We start from the raw sequence: 23,312 nt of genomic DNA, 5'->3' as shown, positions 1-23,312 counted from the left end.
GTTTTGGTTCCTTTGGCGTCTTTTGATGATTTATTGTCGGCGCAAATAATTTGCAACCGCTTGCGCTTTTTTAGGATTCGACCACCAGTAATCCAGTCCTACCGAAAGTGTCGGCAAGGTTTGAGGATGTTCATACATATCCCAGTAGGCATACCAGTTCTCCCCCTTTCCATAGGTTAAAATTTGATAATAACCTGCACGTAACAAACGATCTAGCACTTTGGTATGGGTGATCAGTTCCTCTCGACTAGAAGATTTCACCAGTTTTTGGATCACTGCATCAATCACAGGGTCTTTAATACCTGAAAAATTATAATTGCCCACCTGATCTGCGGCAGAACTACTCCAGAATTGAAATTGTTCATTTCCCGGTGTTAAAGACTGTGGCATCGCCAAGGTCGTTAAATCAAAATCATTACGGCGCATACGCTCTAAATACTGTGGCACATCGACCTGTCGAATCGATACTGTAATCCCGAGACGTTTAAGATTTCGCACCAATGGCATTAGAGTACGTTGTAAACCGTCCTGATGGATTAACAATTCAAACTGAATCGGCTTACCCTGATGATCACGTAATTGTCCTGCTTTAACGCTATAACCCGCATCAATCAATAACTGTCTTGCGGTCAGCAAATTTTGACGATTAAAACCACTGCCGTCACTCACGGGATATTTCCAGTCTGCAAGTACACCCTGTTTCACAATCGGATTTAATTTGGATAGATACGGCTGTAAAACTTGAAGTTCTGCTGCTGAAGGTTTCCCTCTCGCTGCCAATTCACTATTATCAAAATGGCTTTGTAAACGTCGATATTTGCCATAAAACAGGGCTTTATTTTGCCATTCAAAATCATAGGCATAACTGACAGCACGCCGAAATTGAATATCATTGAGTGGCGCACGACGGGTATTCATTACAATACTTTGCATGGTCATCGGATTACGATGTTTAAACTCAAATTTTTTGACCATCTTGTTGTTTATTGCAGGAAAATTATAGGCAGTGACCCACTTTCTGGCAGTAAATTCTTCTTGCCATGTATATTGCCCAGACTTAAATCCTTCAAAAGCAATATCCATATTACGGTAATAAACATATTTCAGGCGATCAAAGTTATACCGTCCACGATTCACGGCTAAATCTTTGCCCCAATAATCTGGATTGCGCTTGTAAGTAATGCTGCGTCCTGCATCAATGCGTTCAATCAGATATGGGCCTGAACCTAAAATCGGCTCCATGGTAATGCGGCTAAAATCTTTATTTTTCCAGTCTTGTTTGGAATAAATGGGAAGACTTGCCAAAATCATGGGCATTTCAGCATTATTTTCAGATTTAAAACTAAACTTGACCTGATATTTAGACAACACCTCGGTTTTTGCCAAATCTGCAATATACATTTGCAAACCCGGATTAGCCTTGCTTTGATAGGTATCAAAACTGAATTTGACATCTTCTGCTGTCAAAGGCTGACCATTACTGAACTTTGCTTTTGGATTTAAATCAAAAATAACAAAATGGGTATGTTCAGGATCAAAAGTAGCAGTCTTCGCCAAAAGTGGATACATCACCGCAGGCTCATCAAGCGAAGGCGACATCAGGCTGTCAAATATAAAATTTATACCGTCTGTAGAACTGCCTTTGCCATTCATACTATTCAGGTTATCAAAAGTACCATTGCTATATTCACTCAGTATGCCACCTTTGGGCGCCTGCGGATTGGCATAAGGCATATGACTCAATCCACTATATTTGGCTTTACTATGTATAGCGATATAAGGCGTCGTCTGTACCGCAGCATTAACAGTACCGCCATAAAAAATCACTGCCAAAATAGTACTTTTGATCAGCTGACCCATCATTGGATGATGGGCGCTATGCAAGCCTCGTCCTGAAATCAAATCCATCATCCGTTACAACTTATAAGTTTGGAACTTTAATGACATCACCAATACGAAGCTGTGCATTTTGTTTCAGGTCATTTAGATCTGCCAACTCGGTAATTGCCATACCAAACTTACTCGCTAAACCAATCAGCGTATCGCCCCGTTTAACCGTGTATTCAGTAATGGTTTTTGGAATTTGCAATGATTGTCCGCGCTGTAACGATGCACGTGCATTGAGATTATTTAGATCTGCCAAATCTTTTGCACTCATGCCTAAACGACTGGCAATACTGTTAAGTGATTCACCTGATTTTACGGTATAAGATTCAGTATTTGCGGCTGTTTTGCCTTTTGATCTGCTTTTTGGGCTGTCATCTTTGGTAGTTTCAGTTTTTGGTAGATCACCTTCCAATTTTAACTTTTGACCTACGCGTACATTAGCGTTACGACTTAGACCATTTAAAGCAGCCAAATAATTCAACTGAAGATGATAGCGGCTTGCGATACTCGCTAGCGTTTCACCTGATTTGACTGTATGCGTATCTGGTGAAGTTTCTTGTACCTCAACCTTTGCCGAAGCTGGAATGTCACCCGTTAGTTTTAATTTTTGTCCAACACGTAAACCTGCGCTACGACTTAAACCATTGAGCTCCGCAAGATCAGAAAGCTCCAGATCAAACTTATTGGCGACACTATTTAAACTATCCCCTGACTGAACGGTGTATTGCTCAGGAACGCTAGAATCCGCAGGAATTTTTAAGGTCTGTCCAACTCGAACACCGCTATTAGTTGAAATATTATTCAAGCTTGCAAGTTCAGCCAACGTCATTTTTGATTTTGCTGCAATACTCGATAAAGTATCGCCACGTTGTATCTGATAATTTTCAGTTTTAACTTGATTGGCTAATTTGCTGTTACGTGTTTCCTTTGGATCTGCTTTGTCATCATCACGTACAGTCACTTCATGCAAAGGCACATTAATTTTTTGCCCCACGTATAAGCTACTGCTTGCGGTCAATCCTGAGGTTAAATCAGCCAACTCCTGATTTGATAAAGCATAACGATCTGCAATCAATTTAAGATATTCACCACGCTTCACTGTATAGGATTTGGTTGCAACACGTGTCGTCTTTGCATCACTTTTCGCTTCTGTATTGCGATTCGACCCTGCATTATGTGTTGTACCGTTGTCTTTAAGAGAAAGTTTTTGCCCAACAAATAAACCACTGGTCACAGACAAATTATTATAGTCAGCCAGTTGTTTGACTGTGAGACCAAATTGATCCGCAACACCTGTCAGACTGTCGTTGGCTTTTACCGTATAACTTTCAGGTTTGGACTCGGCTTTAACAGGAACTGGTCGATCAATCGCTTGCGGTTTGGCATCATACAAATACAAAGTTGCCCCAACAAACAAAGTATTGTTCGGATCAATCTGGTTCCATTTTGCGATATCACGCCAGCTCACCCCATTTTTAGCCGCAATAATGGCTAAAGTATCGCCTGGCTGAACGGTATAAGTTGAACGTTTGCCTGAAGGCTGTACCACGACAATATCAGTATCCGTTTTAATATAAGGCTTATCTTTATTATTTTGTGCCTCATAACTATCTGCATTGACAGTTGCAGCTACAGCTTTAGGGTAAGCAAAGCCTTTGGTCACTTCCTTACCTTCAGTATCGGCAACTGACTGACTGGTCTGAATCGCAGTTAATCTGATTTTGCCATCATAAGGATCCACAATTTCGGTGCCTTTAGGTGCAATCGCTTTGAGTTCTGCAACCACCTGATCTTTTTCAGCCTGTGTCGGTTGTGGTTCTAAAGCCTGAGTCACTGTTTCCTTAACTCCTTCTTGCTTCACCAATGCCACAATTTGTTCGCGCTCAGACTTGGAAATTGGTGGTTCGGCACTTAAGGCTTTCACATTACTGGCAGGCGTCACTGCAACAGGAATACGGGGTGCACTCGGAATATCCGCACTGGCCGCAAATGCAGCCAGCTCATCTGCACTACGCGGCGTGGTTTTCAAAGGTCGAGTGATCGATGAAACAACTGTACTGCTGGTCGAAGGTCGACTGATACTACTCGCGGTCATGACGGGTGGTGTTGTACGACTTGGCGTTACAGTTTGAGTAGAACCGCGCGTGGATGTGTTAACAGTCACATTGGCATTAGGCGTAGCTGCTGTGTTATTGCTTGCCCAGAATCCAGAGGATGATTTTAAAGCTTTGAGCTTAGCATCCACTGATGGATTGACATCTGAAGGAATCAAAATACGCATTGGACTTTCTGGGTCAATACGTTCACCACGATAACCCGGATTCAATGCATAAAGTTCAGCACGGCTTAACCCTGTCAAAGACGCAATTTGATTTAAATCAACAGGTGCATTGAGCATGACTTCACGAAAGTGAGGACGATTGGCAATCGGCGGTAAGTTTACATTATAGGCTTTAGGATTTTTAATAATTTGAGCAACTGCCAGAAAACGCGGTACATAGTTCATGGTTTCCTGTGGCAATTTGAGTGACCAATAATCCGTTGGTAAACCCGCGGCTTGGTTTCGATTGATCGCCTGCTGAATACGTCCTGGTCCAGCATTATAAGCTGCCAGAGCTAACTCCCACGAGCCGAACTGATTATATAAGCTTCCTAAAAACTCATAGGCTGCACGAGTTGATTCCACGACATCACGGCGTCCATCATACTGGCTGGTTTGCTTTAAACCATAAATACGACCTGTACTTGGAATAAACTGCCACAATCCTGCTGCGGCTGCGCTACTGGTCGCTGCGGGATCGTATGAACTTTCAATTACAGGCAGTAATGCCAATTCAGTTGGAATGCCGCGACGTTCTGCCTCTTTCACCGTGTGATATAAATAGCGGCTGGCACGTGCGCTTAAACGATCCAGATACGGCTGGCGTGAAATAAACCAGCTACGTTGTGCTTCAATACGTGGATCCCAATGATTCAAGTCCATTTTAAAACCAACGGTCATGCGCTTCCAGACATCACCGTGTTTTAAAATCTGTAAGCGATCACCTTCAACCGCACGCATATCTGTTGCAGAAAGCAAATCTTCAAGTGAATCCAGACTGCTGGCATCCAGGTATCCTGAACCACCAACTTGTTTTGTTGTATTTGTTTTTGCAGTCTGTGGAGTTGAGGAACAGCCAGTGGTGAGACCCAATGCTGCCAAAGCAGAAGCCAATATCGTAATTTTAAAAAGTGATGCTGCGGGAAATTGCCACACCATATTGGTCGGTTTATACATAAAATGTTCCAAACAACTCGCGTAAAGTTTAATTCTTTGATATGCCATTGTAGTGAAGCATGTCGCTTAGACAAGGCAATAATTTAACGTGAATTGCGTGGAAATGTTACAAGAAATTAAAAAAAACAGTGAATCTACGGCTCGAAAAGCACGATTTGCATATACAATACGGGACGTTAAGTTCATTTTTTTAGTTTTAGGTTTGATATGATCTCACAAACAATCACGCTCTATGTTGATGGTGCCTGCAAGGGTAATCCTGGCTTAGGTGGTTGGGGTGCCTATATCATTACTCAAGATGCTGAACACAAACTCTTTGGTGGTGAAGCTGAAACCACCAATAATCGCATGGAACTGACCGCTGCCATTGAAGGTGTTTCTTTTTGTCCAAAGGATGCAAAACTCATCATCTGGACAGATTCCAATTATGTCAAACAAGGCATTACTGAATGGATTCACGGTTGGAAAAAGAAAAACTGGAAAGATGTCAAAAATCCTGAGCTTTGGCAACAACTGGATCAAGTTTGTGCTGGGCGGAACATCGAATGGAACTGGATTAAAGGACATGCAGGACATGCAGGCAATGAAATGGCAGATCAACTGGCCAATTTAGGCGTGCAGCATCCTGAAAAGCAGCATGTGGTCGTGCCTGAAGCTGAATGGATAGGACATCAACTGACTCCACTAGATGCAAAAATAAAGACCGAGGCAAAAAAAAAATCTGAAAATGACTGGCTGCTCGATGACCCGTTTGGACTAGATGTTCTCGAGGATGCTTTTGATAATCATGACGTTGATAGCGAAGATTTAACCATCAATGAATATCCTATAGACCCTACAGACGATGAAGCGTTGGTAGAAATAGAAAATGAAAAGATAGTTGGGTCAGCAAGTGAACCAGAACAAACAGCAACCCAATTAACCAATAACCGTATCGATCAAAGCAAAACGCATCCACATGTGGTAACAACAGCAGCCACCCTAAATATTCAAGGCCCACGCCAACTAATTTTAGATACAGAAACCACTGGTTTTTACTTTCAGGATGGTGACCGAATAATTGAAGTCGGTGCGATTGAAATGATCAATCGTAAGCTAACAGGCAGTTCGATTCATATTTATATCAATCCTGAAAAACCTGTAGGTGAATCTGAAAATATTCACGGCATCAGCGATGATTTTCTCAAAGATAAGCCTAAATACGCAGAAATTGCAGAGGTACTCTTTGATTATCTCAAAGGTGCAGAAATCATTGCGCATAATGCCACCTTCGATATGAACTTTTTGGATACCGAGTTCAAACGCGCTGGTTTAGTTGCGCTTTCAGAAGTGTGTACTGTTACCGATACCTTGGCATTGGCTAAAAGTAAGCATCCGGGACAAAAAAATTCATTAGATGCATTGGTCAGACGCTACGACATTCCTGCGCGTGATCGTACCTTCCATGGTGCGTTACTAGATGCCGAGATTTTATCCGATGTCTATCTGGCCATGACAGGTGGACAGGTTTCTTTTGATATGGATGCCCTGTCACAAAATGAAAATCATGGACAGCAAAATAGCAGACAGCGTGTGCAGATTGATCTGCCTGTGATTTTGCCTGAACCCGAAGAATTAGCAAGACATGAGACTTGGGTCAAACAATTTGAGGAAAAACAGGGTAAGCCTTGCTTTTTTGCCAAATAAAATTCGTAGTAAGCTTGGGTTTTAGTATTCCAAGCCTTAAAAGTTCAGTTATATTAGTTGATAAATAAAGTGCTGATGATCAGAACCGATCACCCAAGTCACCCTGAACTTAGCAATCAATAACATACGACAGCATGTGTGGGGATGCATGTGTATGTTTGGTGATCTGGGATTTAATCTGGTCTGTCAGGCAATTTGACACCAATAACATAGGAAAGGTGCAGCTTACATGTCTTATCAAAGCTCTATTCACTTCGACCCAACTGCATTATTGATAATAAAAAATGAAATTGATAATTCAATCAAATTGGTTGAAAACGCAGTGAGTACATTGGCAGAAGAACAAACGCTGCCTTTTGGTATCGATGATGCACTCAATCAATTTGAACAATGCGCTCGTATTTTAGCCATGATTGATATGCCACGCTTGGCACTCATTACAGATTACTCAGCGTCATTGATGCGCAAAATTATGTCTGAACCGCACAATATTCAGACTCAGGATGTGATTGCCTTGAGTGAAGGCACCACTATGCTGAAACGCTACATCGAATTTATTTGCTTACGTGAAGTCAAAGTTCCCCAATTTTTAATCGATACTCTTAATCGGCTTGAACTCGCTCTCGGTAAACCACAAACACGAGAAGGCGCACAGATTTTACCGTTACTGGATTGTTTCCAGCCTAATTTTAATTTAGCAGCGACACCTGAGTTAGAAAAATCAGCTTATGTGCATCAACTTTATAAACTAAGCTTGCATAAACTACTTCAACATACTGCGCAATCATTGGATTTTCAGGCAATTAAAATTGTTGGCGTTTACCTTGCATCATTTGCGCGAAATACGCCTAGTCAGCAATACTGGGAATTAGTCAATATTGCACTGGGTTATCTTGATCACCTCATTTTAAATCAGGCGCGTTTACGTGTTTTTATTCAGTTAGAAACCAATATAGGACAGTTTCTTCAACACCCCGAGAATTTTACTGCAACTAGCGCAGATCTTGCCGATATTTTGAGTCTGTGCATCAGTCAGGAAGACGAGATTTCCGAACACATTCGCCAACAACTCAATATGGGTGATGAGCAACTTTCGGACACCCAACTTGAAGTTTTAAGTCGTCATTTGTATGGCCCAGATTACACCACCATTCATACTGCCAGTAAGCTGATTACCGATGCCATGACTCAAATTCGTCACGACATTGAATATAACTATCAAAATATGTCGACAGAAAAAATTCAGGATTTACAGACAAGTTTAAAAAATCTGGCCAACGTGTTTAAAGTCTTAAATCTCAATGAAGCCTATCAAGAGCTATATCGTCAGTCTGAAGCATTGAATCAACCGACAATTCTTAACGATGAAAATTATGCTCAGCAGTTGATGAAAAGTATATTGGCGGCGATGAATTCGATTGGCATTTTGGAGCGCAATTACTTATCTAGCCGTTTACAGCTTCGTGTCAACAATATGAATATTTCATTAGATCGTCTGGATGAAGCGCATCAGGTATTGCTTACAGAAAGTAAGGCCTTGATTGAAATGGTCATTCAAATGCTATTACAGTATGAGCAACAACCAGAAGCAGCATTGCTTGAACCTTTATGTGTTCATCTAAAAGAATTGTCAGGCGCAGCCTTATTTCTGGGAAGTAAGGAGCAACAACTTGCATTGTTAAACACTGCGGAATTTGTGCATAGCAGAAACGAACAACAACAAACGCTGAATCTTGAACAAATTTGTCTGATTTTAAACGTGTTAGCAAGTCTGGATATGCTGATTGACAATTTAAAAAATAAACAACCTGTTTTACAGTCGATGTTTGATGTAGCATTGGAAAATAGTCAGAAATTACAAACAGCGGCGGCCTAATGTCACAACTTTCACTTGCCTATATTTTTCATAATCAACAACTGCTTGTCGATGAAAATTACCAACTTCCCAAAGTTGCAACACTGGCAAGTGATTTAAAGTTTAAAGCGGGTGATGAAGTCATTGCCCGTGATTTACTAGAGCATGAACCTATCCCAGCAGGCCTACAACTGATCCCGATTCGACAACTCATTACCTTATGGTCTGTCGATGAATTTCAAAAAGCCAGCCGTGCAGTTCAATTGCTCGAATGGCGACGTAATCATAGATTTTGTAGTCACTGCGGCCATGAAACCCAGATTCACCCTACCGAATATGCCATGGTCTGCCCTGCCTGTCGTTATCACCAATATCCACGTGTACAGCCTTGCGTCATTACGATTATTACCAAAGGTCAGGATGAAGTTTTACTGGCTAAAAATGCACATAATAAAAGTAATATGTATGGACTGATTGCGGGCTTTGTTGAAGTGGGTGAAACACTTGAAGAAGCAGTACAACGTGAAACGCTAGAAGAAGTCGGTTTAAAACTTAAAAATATTCGTTACATGTCCAGTCAGCCATGGCCTTTTCCAAGTAATCTCATGATTGCATTTCAGGCAGAATACGATTCAGGCGAGATCAAGCTTCAGGAAGAAGAAATTAGCGATGCGAAATTTTTTAAATTTGATCAACTGCCTGAAATTCCTTTTAAAGGAAGTATTGCGCATGCCATGATTATGCAAGTCATGCATCATCAAGCTTGATGAAAATCTCATAACGCTGGTCGAAGCAAGATAAATCTGGAAGCTTTATTTTAGGTTTCCAGACTCTCTTTTAGAAAACTCAAAATAGTACGTTTGGTCTTAAAATATCGACTAAATAAACTCGATAAGGTACCAATAATGGAGATATGCCCTGTTTTGGGAATAATCGCAATGTGGCTATGATTGCCATGTTGTCTCAAAATATGATCAAAATCGATCGTATTTTTTGCTGCAACAATTTGATCATTTTCCGCCATTAATAAATAATGCCGAATTTGATTAGAGTCGACAAAATAATAAGGCATGACCTGTTGATACGGAATCTCCTGATCAAATGCATCCTGTGCCAAAGGATCACCCTTATAATCAAAGTGATAAGGTCCCGCAATTCCAATAATTGCCTTAATATTGTCCCGACAATGGACTAAATTGGGGTGTGGATGATACACCACTGACATGACATTAAATGCCCCAGCAGAATGTCCCATCAAAATTATATTTTCAGTTGAAATTTTCAGTTTAGTTTTATGTTGATCCAGAAAATTGAGCGCCAATGCCAAATCATCAATATAGCTTGGAAAAATATATTCAGGCGCAAGATGATAATTAATCACAGCGACATCATATCCCTCGCGAGCAAAACTTTCCCCTATAAAGCCATAATCTTTTTTATCGCCATGCTGCCAAGCGCCGCCATGAATAAATACCATCAGGGGCTGTTGTTTTAATGGTTTTTTTGCGCGGTATAAATCCAGACGCTGCCGTGCTTTAAGCCCATAAGCAATATTCTTTTGCGCGATATAAGTCGATTTGGGTGTTAGAAAATTAAGCGCATAGCTTCCCAAATCATATAAGCGAAACTCATGATAGTGATGTTTGACTTGCTCAAATCGCTGTTGTAATTGTTTCAAGATCTTGTTTGGACTATTGAGCATTCACAGGCTCACCTTGATCAGGATCAATGGCAACAGGTGTTTGCACCACTGGTTGCGCTGTTGCATTGCCCACCATCGGACTTGCAACTAGTGAACTCGCGGTGGTACCTGCATTTGGTTGGTCAATATTATCAATCAAGGTCACAATTTTTGTCACGTTACCTACTTTTTGCAGGACATCGTTCAAATCATTAATTTCAGCCGTATTTAAGCGCCCCATGACATACAACACACCATCTTCGGTATGCACCAACACTTTGGTGTCAGAAACCACTGGTGCACGGACCAACAAACCCCGTGTATTTGCAGTTACAGCAGAATCTTGCATGATAGTGGAGTAACTGACTTGAGGACCTACAGTAATATAATTATGTACTGTTTTTACATCACTCATTGACTTAACATTGTCTTCAGCCAATTGACGAAGATGCTCATCAGGAACCTGCCCTGTCAATAAAACATTGCTATGAAAGCTTTCAATGTTGACACGTGACTGTTTAAAACGCGGATCAAGTTTATATAAATTGATACTTGCAGTACGTTTAATAGAAGAATCAATAAACACCTGACCCAAACTACGTGCACCACTTTCTGTACCCACTGGCGCAGATCCAGTTCCACCAGAAATAAAGCTGGCACAGCCAGATAAACTCGCGACACACAACGCCGTTATTGCAATACGTTTAAACACTCAGCAAAGCTCCCTGAAAACTGTTTTGAAATCATGTTTGCATCTCGCTCAAGAGTAATGAACTCTGGTTACAAAGTAAATGCATTTTCAATCCATTGCTGATCATATCGAAGTTTAGAAAAATCTTGCTGTACTGTTTTTGCAATTTTCTGTGGAAAATCAAAACAAATTACATCAAAACGACAATAAAACTGATCATAGGCTGGATGACATATCAAAAAATATTCAGCAGTACGAATAATTTTGCGTTGTTGAGTAGGACGGATCATTTCATTGGCCTGTCCATAGCCACCCAATGAACGTGCTTTAACCTCAACAAAAACAAGTTCCTGACCTCGCTCCACAATTAAATCCACCTCTCCAAATCGAGAATGAAAATTTTGCGTCACCAGTCGAAAGCCCCGTTGTTGTAAAATGACCATTGCTTGCTGTTCCGCCCATTGACCGAGTGCATGTTGGTGATTGGTTGTCATGGATACGCTTCGTTATTGAAGTTGTAAAATGTTATTTTTTTGTTTTTGATAACAATGCGGAATTCGTGTCACTCGTTGCGCATTCACATCCAGATCGCCCGTACGCCCTTGTAATGTGAAATTTTGAATTTTTGGGGTTTTTAAATAAAGTTCCGCGAGCATCCATGCATCCGCTCCAAAAGCAATCAGGCGCTGATACGGCATACTGACAGGCTGCTGCAAATAAGCCTGTGCAACATCATCCCACTGATGTTCGTATAAAGCAGGAACATCACAAAATTTTAGCCCATTTGGAATCGGCTGATTTTCCTCAATAGCGGTCGGTTGAGCATAAACATTATTTTTAGGTAGATGAGAAAGCTGATTCATCCACGCATCATCTCCCAAAAGCAATAATCCCTGCCCCTTTTTTAGCTTTTTAGGTATCTCTTGAACCACTTCCACAGATTGACCAAACTGCGACATAATCGACATCAGATACAACTCACTGTCCTGCTCTCGACCTGTTTGGCGCAATACGAGCAACTGTGAAACTTTGTCTTTTTGCATAATCTGTTTCAAGGCATAAGCATCATCTTGTTTGGACAAACTAAACTGGATCACGTTAGGTGATTGCGTTTCAACTTCATTTAAAGCCAAAACTCGGACTTTGGGATTAATCGCGACAATTTGCTCTACTTCATTTTTAGCCAATGGTCCAACAATCAACTGGGTTTTATTATTAAGATGTTTAGCCAGAATGGTTTTGATCGTTTTTTTATCAGAATTGATAAATTTAAGCGGTACTTTATCTTCAGACAATGCATACGCACTCATAAAACCAGACTTAATGCTGCTTGTGGCTCGCGCCATAGGACCCGATTCAGGTAGAATGACCAACACTTCAGCCTGCGCTTGAGATATAAAAGCTGCAAAACCGACCAGCAGCCACTTTTTTTTATTATTCAACATGGAGTAAACCTTATGAGTGCTCAGTTATTTGTTGTAGCAACCCCAATTGGGCACTTGGATGACATGACCTTTAGGGCTATTGATATTCTTAAATCAGTTTCTATTGTGGCAGCAGAAGATACCCGTCAATCTGCGCAGTTATTTAAGCATTATAATATATCAACACCCCTCACCGCATGCCATGATCACAATGAAAGTAACAAAATTGAACAACTGATCGAGACGCTTCAATCAGGCAAAAATGTCGCGCTCATTAGTGATGCAGGTACACCATTAATCAGTGATCCCGGTTTTAAATTGGTTCGTGCCGCACAGGAACATGGTATTCGAGTCACGCCTGTACCTGGTGCATGTGCTGCAATAGCAGCATTGAGTGCAGTCGGACTGCCAAGCGATCGTTTTAGTTTTGAAGGTTTTTTATCTTCTAAGTCATCACAGCGAATCGGTCAACTTGAAAAACTCAAAGATGAAACGCAAACATTGATTTTTTATGAAGCGCCGCATCGTATTTTAGATTGCGTCAAAGATATGGCCGCAATTTTTGGTGAAGATCGTCCAGTGGGTTTTGCCCGTGAGATTACCAAGACCTTTGAAACCATTAAAAAAATGACCTTAAAAGAGTTAGTGACATTTATTGAAAAGGATCATCATCAACAAAAGGGTGAAATTGTGTTGGTGGTCGGTGGTAATCCTGAACACAAAGATCTCGATCAGGAAAAAATGGATCAATTGCTCACACGGTTATTGCAAGATTTATCAGTTAAAGCGGCATCTCAACTGGCAGCCGATTTAACAGGCGTAAAAAAGAAAGTGGCGTATCAACGCGCACTAGATCTGAATCAAGATCAGACGGATTAAATCACTTCAAAAAAACAAAGCATCACCGAAGTGATGCTTAGGGTTAATGTCTTGCTTCTTCGTCAGCAGGCACTTCAGTAATTTTTCCACCTTTGGCGAGAAAGGCTGCAATCTCATCTTCAAGTGCCTGACGTTGCTTTTGCTTTGCAGTTACGGTGAGGCTTTCGGCCTCAGCAAGATCAGCGTCACTTAAATTTCCACCTTCTTCGCTATCACTGGCACCGCGTTCAGCCGCTTTGGCTTCATCTTCATCGACAGCTGAATCTTCAGCTTCATCATAATCATTTGTATCTGTCATTTTTGCTCCCCATCATGATCAGTAAATGTTTTATGAGACTCATCATAAATTACGAAGAAATGTAGCAATCTCTTTGGCATTCGCAAAGAGGCTTTTACTCCATATTCGTATCTTTTTTAACCATATTGGTAATAATATATAAATGATTGTTTAAAAAATATCTACTCTCTTGTCAAATTGCATAACGTGTGTTCTTTAAACTCGGCAAACCACTGGCTTGTTGCATAAAGGCATCTTTCAATAAAGGAGAATGATTGACCTGATTTAAGCCCAAATTTCTTGCAAAAATCAGTGGTCTTAATTCTGTCGTTTCTAACCATCCGATGGTAGACATACTATGCATCATGGCTAAATTTTGTCCCTTACGCTCATGTTCATAACGCGCTAAAGTCTGTTCATGCGCCCACACACCGCGTTGCAGATCATGCAGCAAGACATCACATAGCACTGCGGCATCTAAGCAGCCAATATTCACGCCCTGTCCTGCTAAAGGATGAATCACATGAGCAGCATCCCCAATTAACGCCAGACCAGCCTTCACATAATGCTGTGCTGAACGCGCTTTAAGCGGGAATTTCGCACGGGAGCGAACCTCGATAACTTCACCTAACATATGCTGACTTTCACGGGTTAAAAGTTGCAGAAATTCAGCATCGTTTAAATCTGAATATTCCTCGGCGTAATCATCAGGCAATGTCCAGACAATTGATTGCCAATATCCATTTTCCTGCTCATCCAGACTCGCCATTGGTAAAAAGGCTAACGGCCCTGTGGGTAAAAAGATTTGTCGTGCAACATATTGGTGTGGTTTTGTAGTTTTAATGGCACAGCTAATCGCAGCTTGACGATAGTCAAAAACATCTAATTCAATATAAGCCTGATCACGTACAAAAGAGTTTGCGCCATCTGCCCCAATGACTAATTTCGTTTTTAACACTTGACCATCTGCCAGTTCAACAGTCCAACCTTGCACCTGCTGTTCAACACGAACGACTTTTACCTGAGTACGATAGTCCTGAATCTGTTGTAGCATTTTTTGTTGAATGACCAAATTAAGTAAACTGGGTTCAACCATTGAACCCAAAGCCTGATCAGGTGTTGGAAAAGCGGCTGATGCCTGACCAAATTCAATTTCACCATAGCCATTTTTATTCCAGACATGCATGCCCGTATAAGGCATCTGTCTGGGTAAATCATTCCAAACATCTACGGTTTTTAATAAATGAATCGTTGCTTGACTCAGTGCCAACACACGTGGATTTAGAATATTTTTAACCTGTTCAGGATCGAGCACAGGTGCAGCATCTAATACGGTCGCTTGCACACCACCTTTGGCCAATAGTAAGGCGGTCAAACCACCGACCAGACCACCACCCACGATCACTACATCAAGAATTTCACTCATGCTTTTAACCCCATCGCATAGTTGGCAACGAGTGGTTTAATCCCAGGAACAACGTCAAATGCAACCAAACCTGTATTACGCAGTAATTTTAAAACGGGATTTTGATTACTAAAACCCCGAACAACTGAATCGCAAAATTTAATCACTCGCTGTTGGTCTTTTAAACGCGACTGTTCATAAGCCAGTAAATTTTCAGGATCACCGATATCATCAGATTGGGTTAAATGTTGAGTGAGAAAACGCACTAACACATCCGCATCACGTAGACACAAATTAAAACCTTGCCCAGCAACGGGATGAATGGTGTGTGCAGCATTGCCCATTAACACCACACGCCCCACAGCCTGCTTATGTGCCAAAACCTGTGATAAAGGATAGCTGAATCGCTTACCTGTTTTTTCAAATTTTCCAGCACGATCACCGTAAGTTTGTTGCAAAGCATCCAAAAAATGCTGATCGTTTTCTTCACCTAGCCATTCTGCTTCTGTGCCTTTTTTAACAGGCCAAACGACTGAACGGCGAAACTCTCCCGGCAAAGGCAGCAAGGCTAATGGCCCAAGTGCGCTAAAACGCTCAAATCCTACGTGATTATGCGGTTTTGAGGTCTGTACAGCCGTCACAATCGCCACTTGATCATAATCATGCACATCCACACCAACACCAATCGCCTGACGACAGAAAGAATCACGACCATCAGCAGCAATCAATAATTGGGTTTGGAGTTCTAAAGTTTCTTGATCGCGTAAAGCACGGATCGTGACTTGCTGCTGATCTTGTTCAAGTGAAGTGACTTCCACACCATCAATCAGTTCAATCAATGCTTGCTGACGCACTTGAGTCAACAACACTCGACCTAGCCATGCATTTTCAATCACCTGGCCAAAGCTTTCGACTTTTTCCTGCTCTGCCACTAAACGGGCTTTACCAAAACTGCCTTGCTCTGTGATATGCACTTGTAAAATTGGGGTCGCATGCTGCTGTAAAGCGTCCCATAAACCAAGCTGCTGGTAAATCATGACACTACGACGTGACAATGCGGTATTTCGAGCATCGAAACTGGAATGATACGGTGCAAGCTGATCATCTTCATAATTTGGATAACGAATTGCTTCCAACAATTGAACCGCAATATTTTGTTTGGCCAGCATTAGCGCTAGACTTAAACCGACCATTCCCCCACCGACAATAATGACTTTTTGCACGGTAAAACTCCTCAATACGTTTATCGTTATAGTTTGGCTTTTGCCATGAGTTGCTCAATTTCTTCAATTTCTTTAACTACAGCGCCCGTTAAAACCAGTGGCCCTTGCGCAGTAGCGACCACATCATCTTCAATACGAATCCCAATACCACGCCATTTTTCATCGACTGTTTCATCATCAGGTGCGATATAAAGTCCTGGCTCAACAGTCACCACCATACCTTCTTCGTATGGGCGCCATTCATTTTCTTTTTTATAATTGCCCACATCATGCACGTCCATCCCCAGCCAATGCCCTGTGCCATGCATATAAAACTGGCGAAACGCTTCATTTTCAATTAACTCATCCAGCTCACCTTTGAGTAAGCCCAAATCCAGTAAACCTTGGGTGAGAATACGCACAGCCACTTCATGCGGTTCACGATAAGAATTGCCCACACGCACCGCATCAATGGCAGCATACTGAGCTTTTAACACCACCTCATAAAGTGCTTTTTGTTCAGGGCTAAATTGACCATTCACAGGGAAAGTTCGAGTAATATCGGATGCATAACATTGATATTCACAAGCAGCATCGATCAGAACCAAATCACCATCTTTCAGTGCTTTGTCATTTTCGACATAATGCAAGATACAACCATTTGCTCCACCCCCAACAATACTATTGTACGATGGCACGCAGCCATGCTGTCCGAAGATATAATTCAGTTCAGCTTCTAACGCATATTCCATCATTTCAGGTCGAACTTTTTGCATGGCACGAGTATGCGCAGCAGCACTGATATCCGATGCAATTTGCATCAGTTCAATTTCTTGCTTGGATTTAATCAAACGCATTTCGTCGACAATACGATCTAGTTGCAAAATTTGCGATGGCGCACCATTGCCACGACGCTGCTGAGCATCTGCGTATTTAATCCACTGACTCACACGTGCATCAAACTCAGCACGATGACCAATGCGATAATAAAGTCGCTCTTTATTTAATAGTTTTTCCGCAATCTCTTCATCAAGCAGATCAATGGCATAGGCTTCATCTGCATCATAGTCTTCAATCGCACCATCAATCCCCGCACGATAACCATTCCAGATTTCCATCTCACGGTTTCGTTCACGGCAAAACAAACTATAGGTGTAATCATCCACCGTATCGAAAGTTTCAATGACCGCCACAGCTTCAGGTTCAGCAAAGCCTGTCAGATAAAAAAAACTGCTATCGGCACGAAATTTATAGTCTGCATCACGGTTACGATACGCAACAGGACTGGTCTCGATAATGGCAATACTGTTTGGCCCCATATGTACTGCGAGGCGGTCTCGACGAAGTTCAAAATCTGCTTGAGTCAATTTCATGAGGCTATAAATCTTTAATTATCAAGTGGTAAATAAAATTTAAACGATTACATCGTCCAATTAGCTTGGACGATGTGGTGTAAACATTTCAACTACGCTTTGGTTATCTTTTCGTGCAGGATCATTTTGACTCTTGGCATGAAAGTTTTTTAACAGTGAACTTTCTTCAACTGGAATTTTTTTTCGTCCAATCGAAAGACTCACAGGAATCAGACGAACAAATTCGTACAATTCTTCGTAGCTGTTTTCGCCTTCTTCATCATCGTCTGACTCTTCAAACTCAACTGCTGCGACATCCTGTAAATGTTCGATCAATTCCATTTCATCGCTACGGATATGTCCTGATGCCAACCCAAAACCAAGTACCACACCCGCGCTCCAGTCTGCCAACGCCTGAACACGTTCTTGCAAAGAATGCTCATCATCAGGAAGCATTGGTAAATAATCCAACTCATCTTCCGCTAAGGCATGTGCAACATCTTCTGCTTCATCGGTCAGTAGTGCAAGTGCTTCATCTGTTAAATGAGGAACATTCAACGTAGTCAAAATTTGTAACCATTCATCACGGCTTGGTGCATGAGTTACACAAATAATGCCAGTAAGCAAGCCATGTAGCTCACTTGGGCTTGAAATCTCTTCAATTCCGTTAAAATTTGTGAACCATTCATTCCAACCTGAAATATCGTCTTGCATTCGCTTATCCAATCTCTATACTGCGTATATATTACCTTTGATTGCAATTCTGTGCGACTACGTTATGTTAGAACAATTACAGCGTCTACAGACGCATATTGGCGTTTTAAAAACGCGTTTACATCACCTTGAAAGTGAAAATGAGTCACTGACTCAAAAAAAACAACAGGATGAAGAGCATCATCATGCTCAAATTGTGCAAAAAAATGGGATTATCACGTCCAAACAGGAAGAAGTAGAGAGTCTGACTGAACAACTTTCCCAGTTACAAAATCAATTTCAGCAACTCAATACCGATGCCACAGCCCTAGCTGATCGTTATAGTCGTTTGGAAAAAAGTTGTACTGATCTTAAAAATCGTTTTCAGGAAATTTTGGCAGAACGTAATGATTTACGTGTGACTAAAGAAAAATTGCAATTACAACAAAAGCATTCTCAGCAAGAATTACACGACATCCAACAAGATCGCGAACGTCTACTTCAAAAAAATGAACTCGCCAAATCTAAGGTCGAGGCGATTATTCAGCGTTTGGCTATTTTAGGTACAGAACAAGATCAACATGCGCAGGAAATTCAACAATTGGCTGATCCTAGTGTTGAAAATAGTGTAGATAATCAAGAGGAGATTCAATCATGAGTGAGCAGGTAATGGTTGAATTGCGTCTAATTGAACAAACTTTCCGTTTAGCAACAACGGCCTCTGAAAAAGAAGAACTTGAACGCGCAGGGCAAATGCTCAATGAGAAATTTAATGAAATGCGTCGCAATGCACCGCGTGTCGAACACAATAAATTAGTGATTATGGTGGCATTACAACTGATGCAAGATGTGCTGAGTATGAACAAATCACTTCAGGAATATGCGCACTGTGAGCGTTTACTTGAAACAATATTAAACGATGTCGAACAAATTGTATAAACAAGACAGTGGTATCGAGCAAAGCTTCACCATTTGAAAACTAACTTTACATAACGATTGCTGCAATGGATTGTCATCGACCAAAGATCGGTTATACTTAAACTGTCTCTGGGATGTTCGCCAGCGCGTCTGATTCCCCTGAGCCGATACTATCTTTTTAGGATAGCGTTCTGCGTATTTAGAGCGTATGCCTGCCCTGTGCAGGAAACCCAGCAAGTACGCGTCGCTTCCACCTTGAACTTAAGGGTTCAAGGGTAAAGACATTGCAGCGGCATCTTCGGAGACATTTATTTTAAATTATAATAATAACTTAGCTTTAAATCGCCATTTCATCACTGCTCTTAAAATATCAAATAGTGTTCTGTGTATACCATGTGTATACTCTAGAATTACTGCTATTTGTTGTTTAATATGCGTTATTAGTGCAAAGACGGTGAAATGTTTATGACCAATGAAAAAATCAAAATTACCAAAACTTTCGTAGACAACGTCCCTCTTTCGCCTGAAAAACAGGTTATCTATCGTGATTCTGAGCTCACAGGCTTCGGTTTGAGAGTCAAAGGCGTCAAGACCTTCATAGCAGAAAAGAAGCTCCCTAACGGCATGCCCTGCCGTGTTACGATTGGCCAGTATGGTCTATGGACAGTCAATCAAGCCAAAGACCAGGCTAAAGAATATCTTCTGATGATCAGCAAAGGTATTAATCCAAATGCTGAAAAGAAAAATATCCGACTCGCCGCAGCAGATCAGTTATTAACATCAAAAAGTATACCGACTATCGCAGAAATATACTCACTCTACAAAGAGAGAAAATCACTATCCAGAGATTCAATCATTGCATATGACATCTGCGTGAATGATTATTTTGAGGACTGGCAAAATCTCAAGATTACTGACTTAACTCAAAAAGCATGTAGGGATCGTTTTGTTGTTCTTACTGAGCGTAGTCCAGCACAAGCCAATCTAGCCTTTAAATTTCTTAGAGCTTTGTTTAATTTTGCAATGATTAACTATCTTGGCCCTGATGATAAACCGATCATTACAAGTGAAAATCCAGCAGCTTTTATTGGATCTAAAAAGAATCAGAACAAGATTAAGAGACGGCGCACATACATTCGGGCCGATCAACTTCACGACTGGTCATATCATGTAGCAAACACTCATTGGCTTGGTAGTCAAAAAGACAATATGCATGCATACACGAATCAGGATTATTTATTTCTGACAATTTTAACTGGTTTTCGTAGAAGTGAGGCTGAGACAGTAGAATGGAAAAATATTGATCTGAAATACGGTACCATCAAAATCACCGACACCAAAAACGGCGAAGACTTGCTGTTGCCGTTGGGTAATATGCTATGGCATATACTCAAAGAGCGTAACAAAAGAGCCTGTGACAATCAGTATGTTTTCCCAGATAAGACTGGTAAATCTCATATTGAAGATCGTCGTGACGTACGCAAAAAAATTACTGAATTGTCGGGTATTGAATTTACGTTTCATGATTTGCGCAGGACATTTGGTACGATTGCAAACAGCTTGGCCATCGGTAGTTACACGATCAAGCGACTTATCAACCATACACTTGAAGATGATGATAACGACGTCACAGATGGTTATATTCAAGTCTCATTCGAAGAATTACGAAAGGCTATGAATATGATTGAAGAGAAAGTATTGTCTGAAGAAGTTAAGCAATTAATTAAATTTAGAAAGTATATTTAACTTTTAATCAATTAAAAACGGCTATCGCAGAGCAAAAAGAAACGCTTGATAAAGTACATGATATGCTTTTATTTGATGATGAAAAATAGCACTCATTAGAGTGCATTTACGGCAAAGTATTACTTAATCGCTCTGCATCAGCTGCGTGTTCATCAGCTTTTCTTGCCACTTCTCGATATTCTGTGATGCAACTTTCGAGTATGTCACTTGAGGAATCTGCGTATTCAATGACGGTTTCGCGGGAAGCTGTGGACAGACGTTGCTTTGCGCTGGCAAGTTGCTTTGACAAGCTGTTAGCACTAGACTGAGCAGCAATAGCATCAGACTGTATTTGCTTAATTTTGGCATTGTAGTTTTGCTCCGCTTGTGTAATTTGCTCTGCCCAAACTTTTTCTTGTTGAGCAGCCTGAACTTTGGCTTTTTCAGTTGCTAGTTGCTGTTGAGTGATGTAGTCAGCGTGTTGTTGCTTCTGATCTTTGATTTCAGCAGCTTGATGATTTTGAATAAACAAACAGATGAGCAATAAAAAGGCGAGAGCTACAATGATGCATTCTCGCCAGTATTTTGTTGCTAAGTAGAGATAAGTCATTTGTTGAATAACTCCATTTCAGCCTTACGTCTACGAACAAGACCTGTCATGACTTTTCCACCCGCTTTGTTCCATTTTGGAAATTCAGCAGCAGCACCCTTGTAGTCTTTTGAGTTGAGCTTTTTAAGTAGAGTTGATGCTGAGAGATTTGTAGCGCCTAAGTTGTACGTAAAGCTCACCAACGCATCAAACTGATTTTGATTAAGCGGAACATTTACAAGCATATTTACAGCACGTTCAAAAGTCGCCACATCATTTGCAATGTACTGATCTGCTTGAGCCTGAGTGATCTTGTCACCACGTTTAACTCGAACGCCATTTGGATATTTGATTGTGCCGTATCCAATGGTCCAGACACCCACACCATCATCATAAGCATTCAATCTCAAGCCTTCAAATTGTTTAATTAGATTTAAGCCATTGTTACTGATCTTCATTCGATTTCACCTTGTCTTTGACAAATTTTTCAGCCTGAGCCTCGACAAATTGACTTCCTAGTGTTCCAAGAAATGCACCCAACCCCAGAACACCAAGCATGTTTAAATCTGATATCCAGATCAGCACACCGCCTGCGCCAAGTGTTGTAAAACCATTTAAAATGGCTCGACCCAATACAACACGCCAAGTTAGTTTTTCCGTACTTACGAGTATCTTTGCCATAGCAATCACCACTCCCATGAGAATTAATTGAAGTGCCACTTTTTCATGCTCTTGCATGATGATCCCCCTAAATTTTGGTAATAAAAAAGCACCCGAAGGTGCATTGTTAATTAAGTCTAATTATCTAGCTGCAACAAATAAATTTAAAAATCTATTTGTTGCACCTGATTCTGAAAAGTAATTTATAGCAGCATTGTACCCACCAAAACTATTCACAGATCCATTGGCTGTTTGCCCGAATACCGCTTTTGCGTATGCTTTAATTGTTGAGTTTGCAGGCTCAGCATAGGCAGAAGCATAGTCATAGACAATTGGATTTTTTGGCGATGCTAGTAAAGAAGCTGGGCTTCCAACGGTTAAAGTCTGCGCTTTTCCAAGTCCGGCATATGCTGAGCCAGGGCTGTATGCTTGCAAAAAATAACCCTTCTTAGCTGACGGAATGCTGAAAGTTGGGGTAACAAAACCAACCATCGAACTGGAATTGCCAGGCCCAACAAATTGAGAAGAATTACTACTTAACTCAAATAAAACCTCAGTCACAGGTCTTGATGGGCGTAATATTATGCAAGTTTTATCAGAAGTGTTTGATAGAGAAATATCGACACTTGCCGACTGATTGATTGTTGCAATCTTATACCATGGATGCATGAAGTTATCAGTCAATCCTGATACATCTAATTTTGTAAATCCGTAACTTGCAAGCTCTGTATCTGCGCCATTTTTGAATACAATAACAATATCTCCAGCATTATGAGATGGCACAGTTAATGGCCATGCACTGGATGGTACAGAATAGCGCGATGGCGATGTCAATGCTTTCACGAAATTAAGAGTTGCTGGCTCTTTAGAGACTTTGACTTCAAAACATTCAGTGAAAACTTCTTGTTCACCCAGCTTTGTTGACAGCATGTAGAAGTATGTTGAACCTTCGGTGACTGCAAAATCTTCATATTCATACACATCACCGATGATTTCGGTTAAAAGTTGCGGTAAAGCATTTGAAGTAAATACAAAGTCCGCACGATAAATTCGCACAGACTCAGACACCACATTTTCATTATCCCAATTGATTTTGATTTTTACTGACATA

General features: G+C 41.0%; 22 protein-coding genes and 1 other RNA gene. 8 read left to right on the top strand and 15 right to left on the bottom strand.

Features of this window, described 5'->3' with window-relative positions; all coding sequences use genetic code 11:
• Nucleotides 1–30: 30 nt before the first annotated feature.
• Nucleotides 31–1,860, bottom strand: a complete 1,830-nt coding sequence (locus tag EGS47_RS12885) for an extracellular solute-binding protein (protein ID WP_051070642.1) — start codon at nucleotides 1,858–1,860, stop codon at nucleotides 31–33.
• Nucleotides 1,861–1,921: 61 nt separating this feature from the next.
• On the bottom strand, nucleotides 1,922–5,164 hold the full coding sequence (locus tag EGS47_RS12880; protein WP_005005031.1) for a LysM peptidoglycan-binding domain-containing protein: 3,243 nt from the start codon (nucleotides 5,162–5,164) through the stop codon (nucleotides 1,922–1,924).
• Between the two features lie 210 nt (nucleotides 5,165–5,374).
• On the opposite strand from EGS47_RS12880, the gene dnaQ reads away from it, so the two are divergent.
• From dnaQ to nudC, 3 genes are all read left to right on the top strand, one after another.
• Nucleotides 5,375–6,850: a DNA polymerase III subunit epsilon gene (gene dnaQ, locus EGS47_RS12875; RefSeq protein WP_035272344.1), complete on the top strand. Its 1,476-nt coding sequence runs from the start codon at nucleotides 5,375–5,377 to the stop codon at nucleotides 6,848–6,850.
• 229 nt (nucleotides 6,851–7,079) lie between these two features.
• Nucleotides 7,080–8,726: a hypothetical protein gene (locus EGS47_RS12870; RefSeq protein WP_005005033.1), complete on the top strand. Its 1,647-nt coding sequence runs from the start codon at nucleotides 7,080–7,082 to the stop codon at nucleotides 8,724–8,726.
• Entirely contained in the window at nucleotides 8,726–9,472 is a 747-nt protein-coding gene (gene nudC / locus EGS47_RS12865; protein WP_004998703.1) for an NAD(+) diphosphatase, read from the top strand. The genes EGS47_RS12870 and nudC overlap by 1 nt, the downstream gene beginning before the upstream one ends.
• Before the next feature lie 50 nt (nucleotides 9,473–9,522).
• On the opposite strand, the gene EGS47_RS12860 is transcribed toward nudC, so the two are convergent.
• The 4 genes from EGS47_RS12860 to EGS47_RS12845 all read right to left on the bottom strand — a co-directional run bounded on the left by EGS47_RS12860 (nucleotide 9,523) and on the right by EGS47_RS12845 (nucleotide 12,522).
• Entirely contained in the window at nucleotides 9,523–10,407 is an 885-nt protein-coding gene (locus EGS47_RS12860) for an alpha/beta hydrolase (RefSeq protein WP_005005038.1), read from the bottom strand.
• The gene (locus tag EGS47_RS12855; protein ID WP_005005041.1) at nucleotides 10,397–11,098 is read right to left on the bottom strand and encodes a BON domain-containing protein; all 702 of its coding nucleotides are present in this window, start codon (nucleotides 11,096–11,098) and stop codon (nucleotides 10,397–10,399) included. Before EGS47_RS12855 ends, EGS47_RS12860 begins: the two co-directional genes overlap by 11 nt.
• 68 nt (nucleotides 11,099–11,166) lie before the next feature.
• Nucleotides 11,167–11,571 carry a YraN family protein gene (locus EGS47_RS12850; protein ID WP_005005045.1) on the bottom strand — a complete coding sequence of 135 codons (405 nt, stop codon included), beginning with the start codon at nucleotides 11,569–11,571 and terminating at the stop codon, nucleotides 11,167–11,169.
• Nucleotides 11,572–11,583: 12 nt separating this feature from the next.
• The gene (locus EGS47_RS12845; protein ID WP_005005048.1) at nucleotides 11,584–12,522 is read right to left on the bottom strand and encodes a penicillin-binding protein activator; all 939 of its coding nucleotides are present in this window, start codon (nucleotides 12,520–12,522) and stop codon (nucleotides 11,584–11,586) included.
• A 12-nt stretch (nucleotides 12,523–12,534) separates the two neighbouring features.
• Here EGS47_RS12845 and rsmI point away from each other — a divergent pair, with 12 nt between their 5' ends.
• Entirely contained in the window at nucleotides 12,535–13,380 is an 846-nt protein-coding gene (gene rsmI, locus EGS47_RS12840) for a 16S rRNA (cytidine(1402)-2'-O)-methyltransferase (RefSeq protein ID WP_005005050.1), read from the top strand.
• Nucleotides 13,381–13,423: 43 nt separating this feature from the next.
• On the opposite strand, the gene EGS47_RS12835 is transcribed toward rsmI, so the two are convergent.
• The 5 genes from EGS47_RS12835 to EGS47_RS12815 all read right to left on the bottom strand — a co-directional run bounded on the left by EGS47_RS12835 (nucleotide 13,424) and on the right by EGS47_RS12815 (nucleotide 18,330).
• Nucleotides 13,424–13,678, bottom strand: a complete 255-nt coding sequence (locus EGS47_RS12835; protein ID WP_004987097.1) for a hypothetical protein — start codon at nucleotides 13,676–13,678, stop codon at nucleotides 13,424–13,426.
• Nucleotides 13,679–13,850: 172 nt separating this feature from the next.
• Nucleotides 13,851–15,083 (bottom strand): FAD-dependent monooxygenase, encoded by a 1,233-nt coding sequence (locus EGS47_RS12830; RefSeq protein ID WP_119686583.1) that lies wholly within the window; start codon nucleotides 15,081–15,083, stop codon nucleotides 13,851–13,853.
• On the bottom strand, nucleotides 15,080–16,285 hold the full coding sequence (gene ubiH, locus EGS47_RS12825; RefSeq protein WP_119686582.1) for a 2-octaprenyl-6-methoxyphenyl hydroxylase: 1,206 nt from the start codon (nucleotides 16,283–16,285) through the stop codon (nucleotides 15,080–15,082). The genes EGS47_RS12830 and ubiH overlap by 4 nt, the downstream gene beginning before the upstream one ends.
• A 26-nt stretch (nucleotides 16,286–16,311) precedes the next feature.
• On the bottom strand, nucleotides 16,312–17,637 hold the full coding sequence (gene pepP / locus EGS47_RS12820) for a Xaa-Pro aminopeptidase (RefSeq protein WP_119686581.1): 1,326 nt from the start codon (nucleotides 17,635–17,637) through the stop codon (nucleotides 16,312–16,314).
• Nucleotides 17,638–17,697: 60 nt separating this feature from the next.
• A complete protein-coding gene (locus EGS47_RS12815) occupies nucleotides 17,698–18,330 on the bottom strand; it encodes a UPF0149 family protein (RefSeq protein WP_119686580.1) in 633 nt (210 codons plus the stop codon).
• A gap of 64 nt (nucleotides 18,331–18,394) precedes the next feature.
• Between EGS47_RS12815 and EGS47_RS12810 the strand changes: the two genes are divergently transcribed.
• The 4 genes from EGS47_RS12810 to EGS47_RS12795 all read left to right on the top strand — a co-directional run bounded on the left by EGS47_RS12810 (nucleotide 18,395) and on the right by EGS47_RS12795 (nucleotide 20,973).
• Nucleotides 18,395–18,967 (top strand): hypothetical protein, encoded by a 573-nt coding sequence (locus EGS47_RS12810; RefSeq protein WP_119686579.1) that lies wholly within the window; start codon nucleotides 18,395–18,397, stop codon nucleotides 18,965–18,967.
• A complete protein-coding gene (locus EGS47_RS12805; protein WP_004987106.1) occupies nucleotides 18,964–19,248 on the top strand; it encodes a cell division protein ZapA in 285 nt (94 codons plus the stop codon). Before EGS47_RS12810 ends, EGS47_RS12805 begins: the two co-directional genes overlap by 4 nt.
• 102 nt (nucleotides 19,249–19,350) lie before the next feature.
• Nucleotides 19,351–19,536, top strand: a non-coding RNA gene (ssrS, locus tag EGS47_RS12800) — 6S RNA.
• A 156-nt stretch (nucleotides 19,537–19,692) separates the two neighbouring features.
• Nucleotides 19,693–20,973 carry an integrase family protein gene (locus EGS47_RS12795; RefSeq protein WP_125269718.1) on the top strand — a complete coding sequence of 427 codons (1,281 nt, stop codon included), beginning with the start codon at nucleotides 19,693–19,695 and terminating at the stop codon, nucleotides 20,971–20,973.
• Nucleotides 20,974–21,079: 106 nt separating this feature from the next.
• Here the strand turns inward: EGS47_RS12795 and EGS47_RS12790 are convergent, their stop codons facing one another.
• The 4 genes from EGS47_RS12790 to EGS47_RS12775 all read right to left on the bottom strand — a co-directional run bounded on the left by EGS47_RS12790 (nucleotide 21,080) and on the right by EGS47_RS12775 (nucleotide 23,311).
• Entirely contained in the window at nucleotides 21,080–21,562 is a 483-nt protein-coding gene (locus EGS47_RS12790; protein ID WP_125269717.1) for a hypothetical protein, read from the bottom strand.
• On the bottom strand, nucleotides 21,559–21,999 hold the full coding sequence (locus tag EGS47_RS12785; protein ID WP_125269716.1) for a lysozyme: 441 nt from the start codon (nucleotides 21,997–21,999) through the stop codon (nucleotides 21,559–21,561). Before EGS47_RS12785 ends, EGS47_RS12790 begins: the two co-directional genes overlap by 4 nt.
• Nucleotides 21,986–22,279, bottom strand: coding sequence for a holin (locus EGS47_RS12780; protein ID WP_125269715.1), 294 nt, complete (start codon nucleotides 22,277–22,279; stop codon nucleotides 21,986–21,988). The genes EGS47_RS12785 and EGS47_RS12780 overlap by 14 nt, the downstream gene beginning before the upstream one ends.
• A 63-nt stretch (nucleotides 22,280–22,342) precedes the next feature.
• Nucleotides 22,343–23,311 carry a hypothetical protein gene (locus EGS47_RS12775; RefSeq protein WP_125269714.1) on the bottom strand — a complete coding sequence of 323 codons (969 nt, stop codon included), beginning with the start codon at nucleotides 23,309–23,311 and terminating at the stop codon, nucleotides 22,343–22,345.
• Nucleotide 23,312 lies beyond the last annotated feature (1 nt).

It is taken from the genome of Acinetobacter sp. FDAARGOS_515 (assembly GCF_003938865.1).
GTDB lineage: Bacteria > Pseudomonadota > Gammaproteobacteria > Pseudomonadales > Moraxellaceae > Acinetobacter > Acinetobacter ursingii.
Note: the sequence above shows the minus strand (reverse complement) of the source record. Positions and strands in the feature narration are given on the sequence as shown.

Excerpts from the sequence above, each read along its gene's own strand:
- EGS47_RS12880 (WP_005005031.1), bottom strand. The coding sequence starts at position 5,164 with ATGTATAAACCGACCAATATGGTGTGGCAATTTCCCGCAGCATCACTT.
- EGS47_RS12885 (WP_051070642.1), bottom strand. The coding sequence starts at position 1,860 with ATGGGTCAGCTGATCAAAAGTACTATTTTGGCAGTGATTTTTTATGGC.
- EGS47_RS12860 (WP_005005038.1), bottom strand. The coding sequence starts at position 10,407 with ATGCTCAATAGTCCAAACAAGATCTTGAAACAATTACAACAGCGATTT.
- EGS47_RS12780 (WP_125269715.1), bottom strand. The coding sequence starts at position 22,279 with ATGCAAGAGCATGAAAAAGTGGCACTTCAATTAATTCTCATGGGAGTG.
- nudC (WP_004998703.1), top strand. The coding sequence starts at position 8,726 with ATGTCACAACTTTCACTTGCCTATATTTTTCATAATCAACAACTGCTT.
- EGS47_RS12775 (WP_125269714.1), bottom strand. The coding sequence starts at position 23,311 with ATGTCAGTAAAAATCAAAATCAATTGGGATAATGAAAATGTGGTGTCT.
- pepP (WP_119686581.1), bottom strand. The coding sequence starts at position 17,637 with ATGAAATTGACTCAAGCAGATTTTGAACTTCGTCGAGACCGCCTCGCA.
- EGS47_RS12870 (WP_005005033.1), top strand. The coding sequence starts at position 7,080 with ATGTCTTATCAAAGCTCTATTCACTTCGACCCAACTGCATTATTGATA.
- EGS47_RS12815 (WP_119686580.1), bottom strand. The coding sequence starts at position 18,330 with ATGCAAGACGATATTTCAGGTTGGAATGAATGGTTCACAAATTTTAAC.
- EGS47_RS12795 (WP_125269718.1), top strand. The coding sequence starts at position 19,693 with ATGACCAATGAAAAAATCAAAATTACCAAAACTTTCGTAGACAACGTC.
- EGS47_RS12830 (WP_119686583.1), bottom strand. The coding sequence starts at position 15,083 with ATGAGTGAAATTCTTGATGTAGTGATCGTGGGTGGTGGTCTGGTCGGT.
- EGS47_RS12835 (WP_004987097.1), bottom strand. The coding sequence starts at position 13,678 with ATGACAGATACAAATGATTATGATGAAGCTGAAGATTCAGCTGTCGAT.
- EGS47_RS12805 (WP_004987106.1), top strand. The coding sequence starts at position 18,964 with ATGAGTGAGCAGGTAATGGTTGAATTGCGTCTAATTGAACAAACTTTC.
- EGS47_RS12790 (WP_125269717.1), bottom strand. The coding sequence starts at position 21,562 with ATGACTTATCTCTACTTAGCAACAAAATACTGGCGAGAATGCATCATT.
- EGS47_RS12850 (WP_005005045.1), bottom strand. The coding sequence starts at position 11,571 with ATGACAACCAATCACCAACATGCACTCGGTCAATGGGCGGAACAGCAA.
- EGS47_RS12810 (WP_119686579.1), top strand. The coding sequence starts at position 18,395 with ATGTTAGAACAATTACAGCGTCTACAGACGCATATTGGCGTTTTAAAA.
- rsmI (WP_005005050.1), top strand. The coding sequence starts at position 12,535 with ATGAGTGCTCAGTTATTTGTTGTAGCAACCCCAATTGGGCACTTGGAT.
- EGS47_RS12845 (WP_005005048.1), bottom strand. The coding sequence starts at position 12,522 with ATGTTGAATAATAAAAAAAAGTGGCTGCTGGTCGGTTTTGCAGCTTTT.
- EGS47_RS12785 (WP_125269716.1), bottom strand. The coding sequence starts at position 21,999 with ATGAAGATCAGTAACAATGGCTTAAATCTAATTAAACAATTTGAAGGC.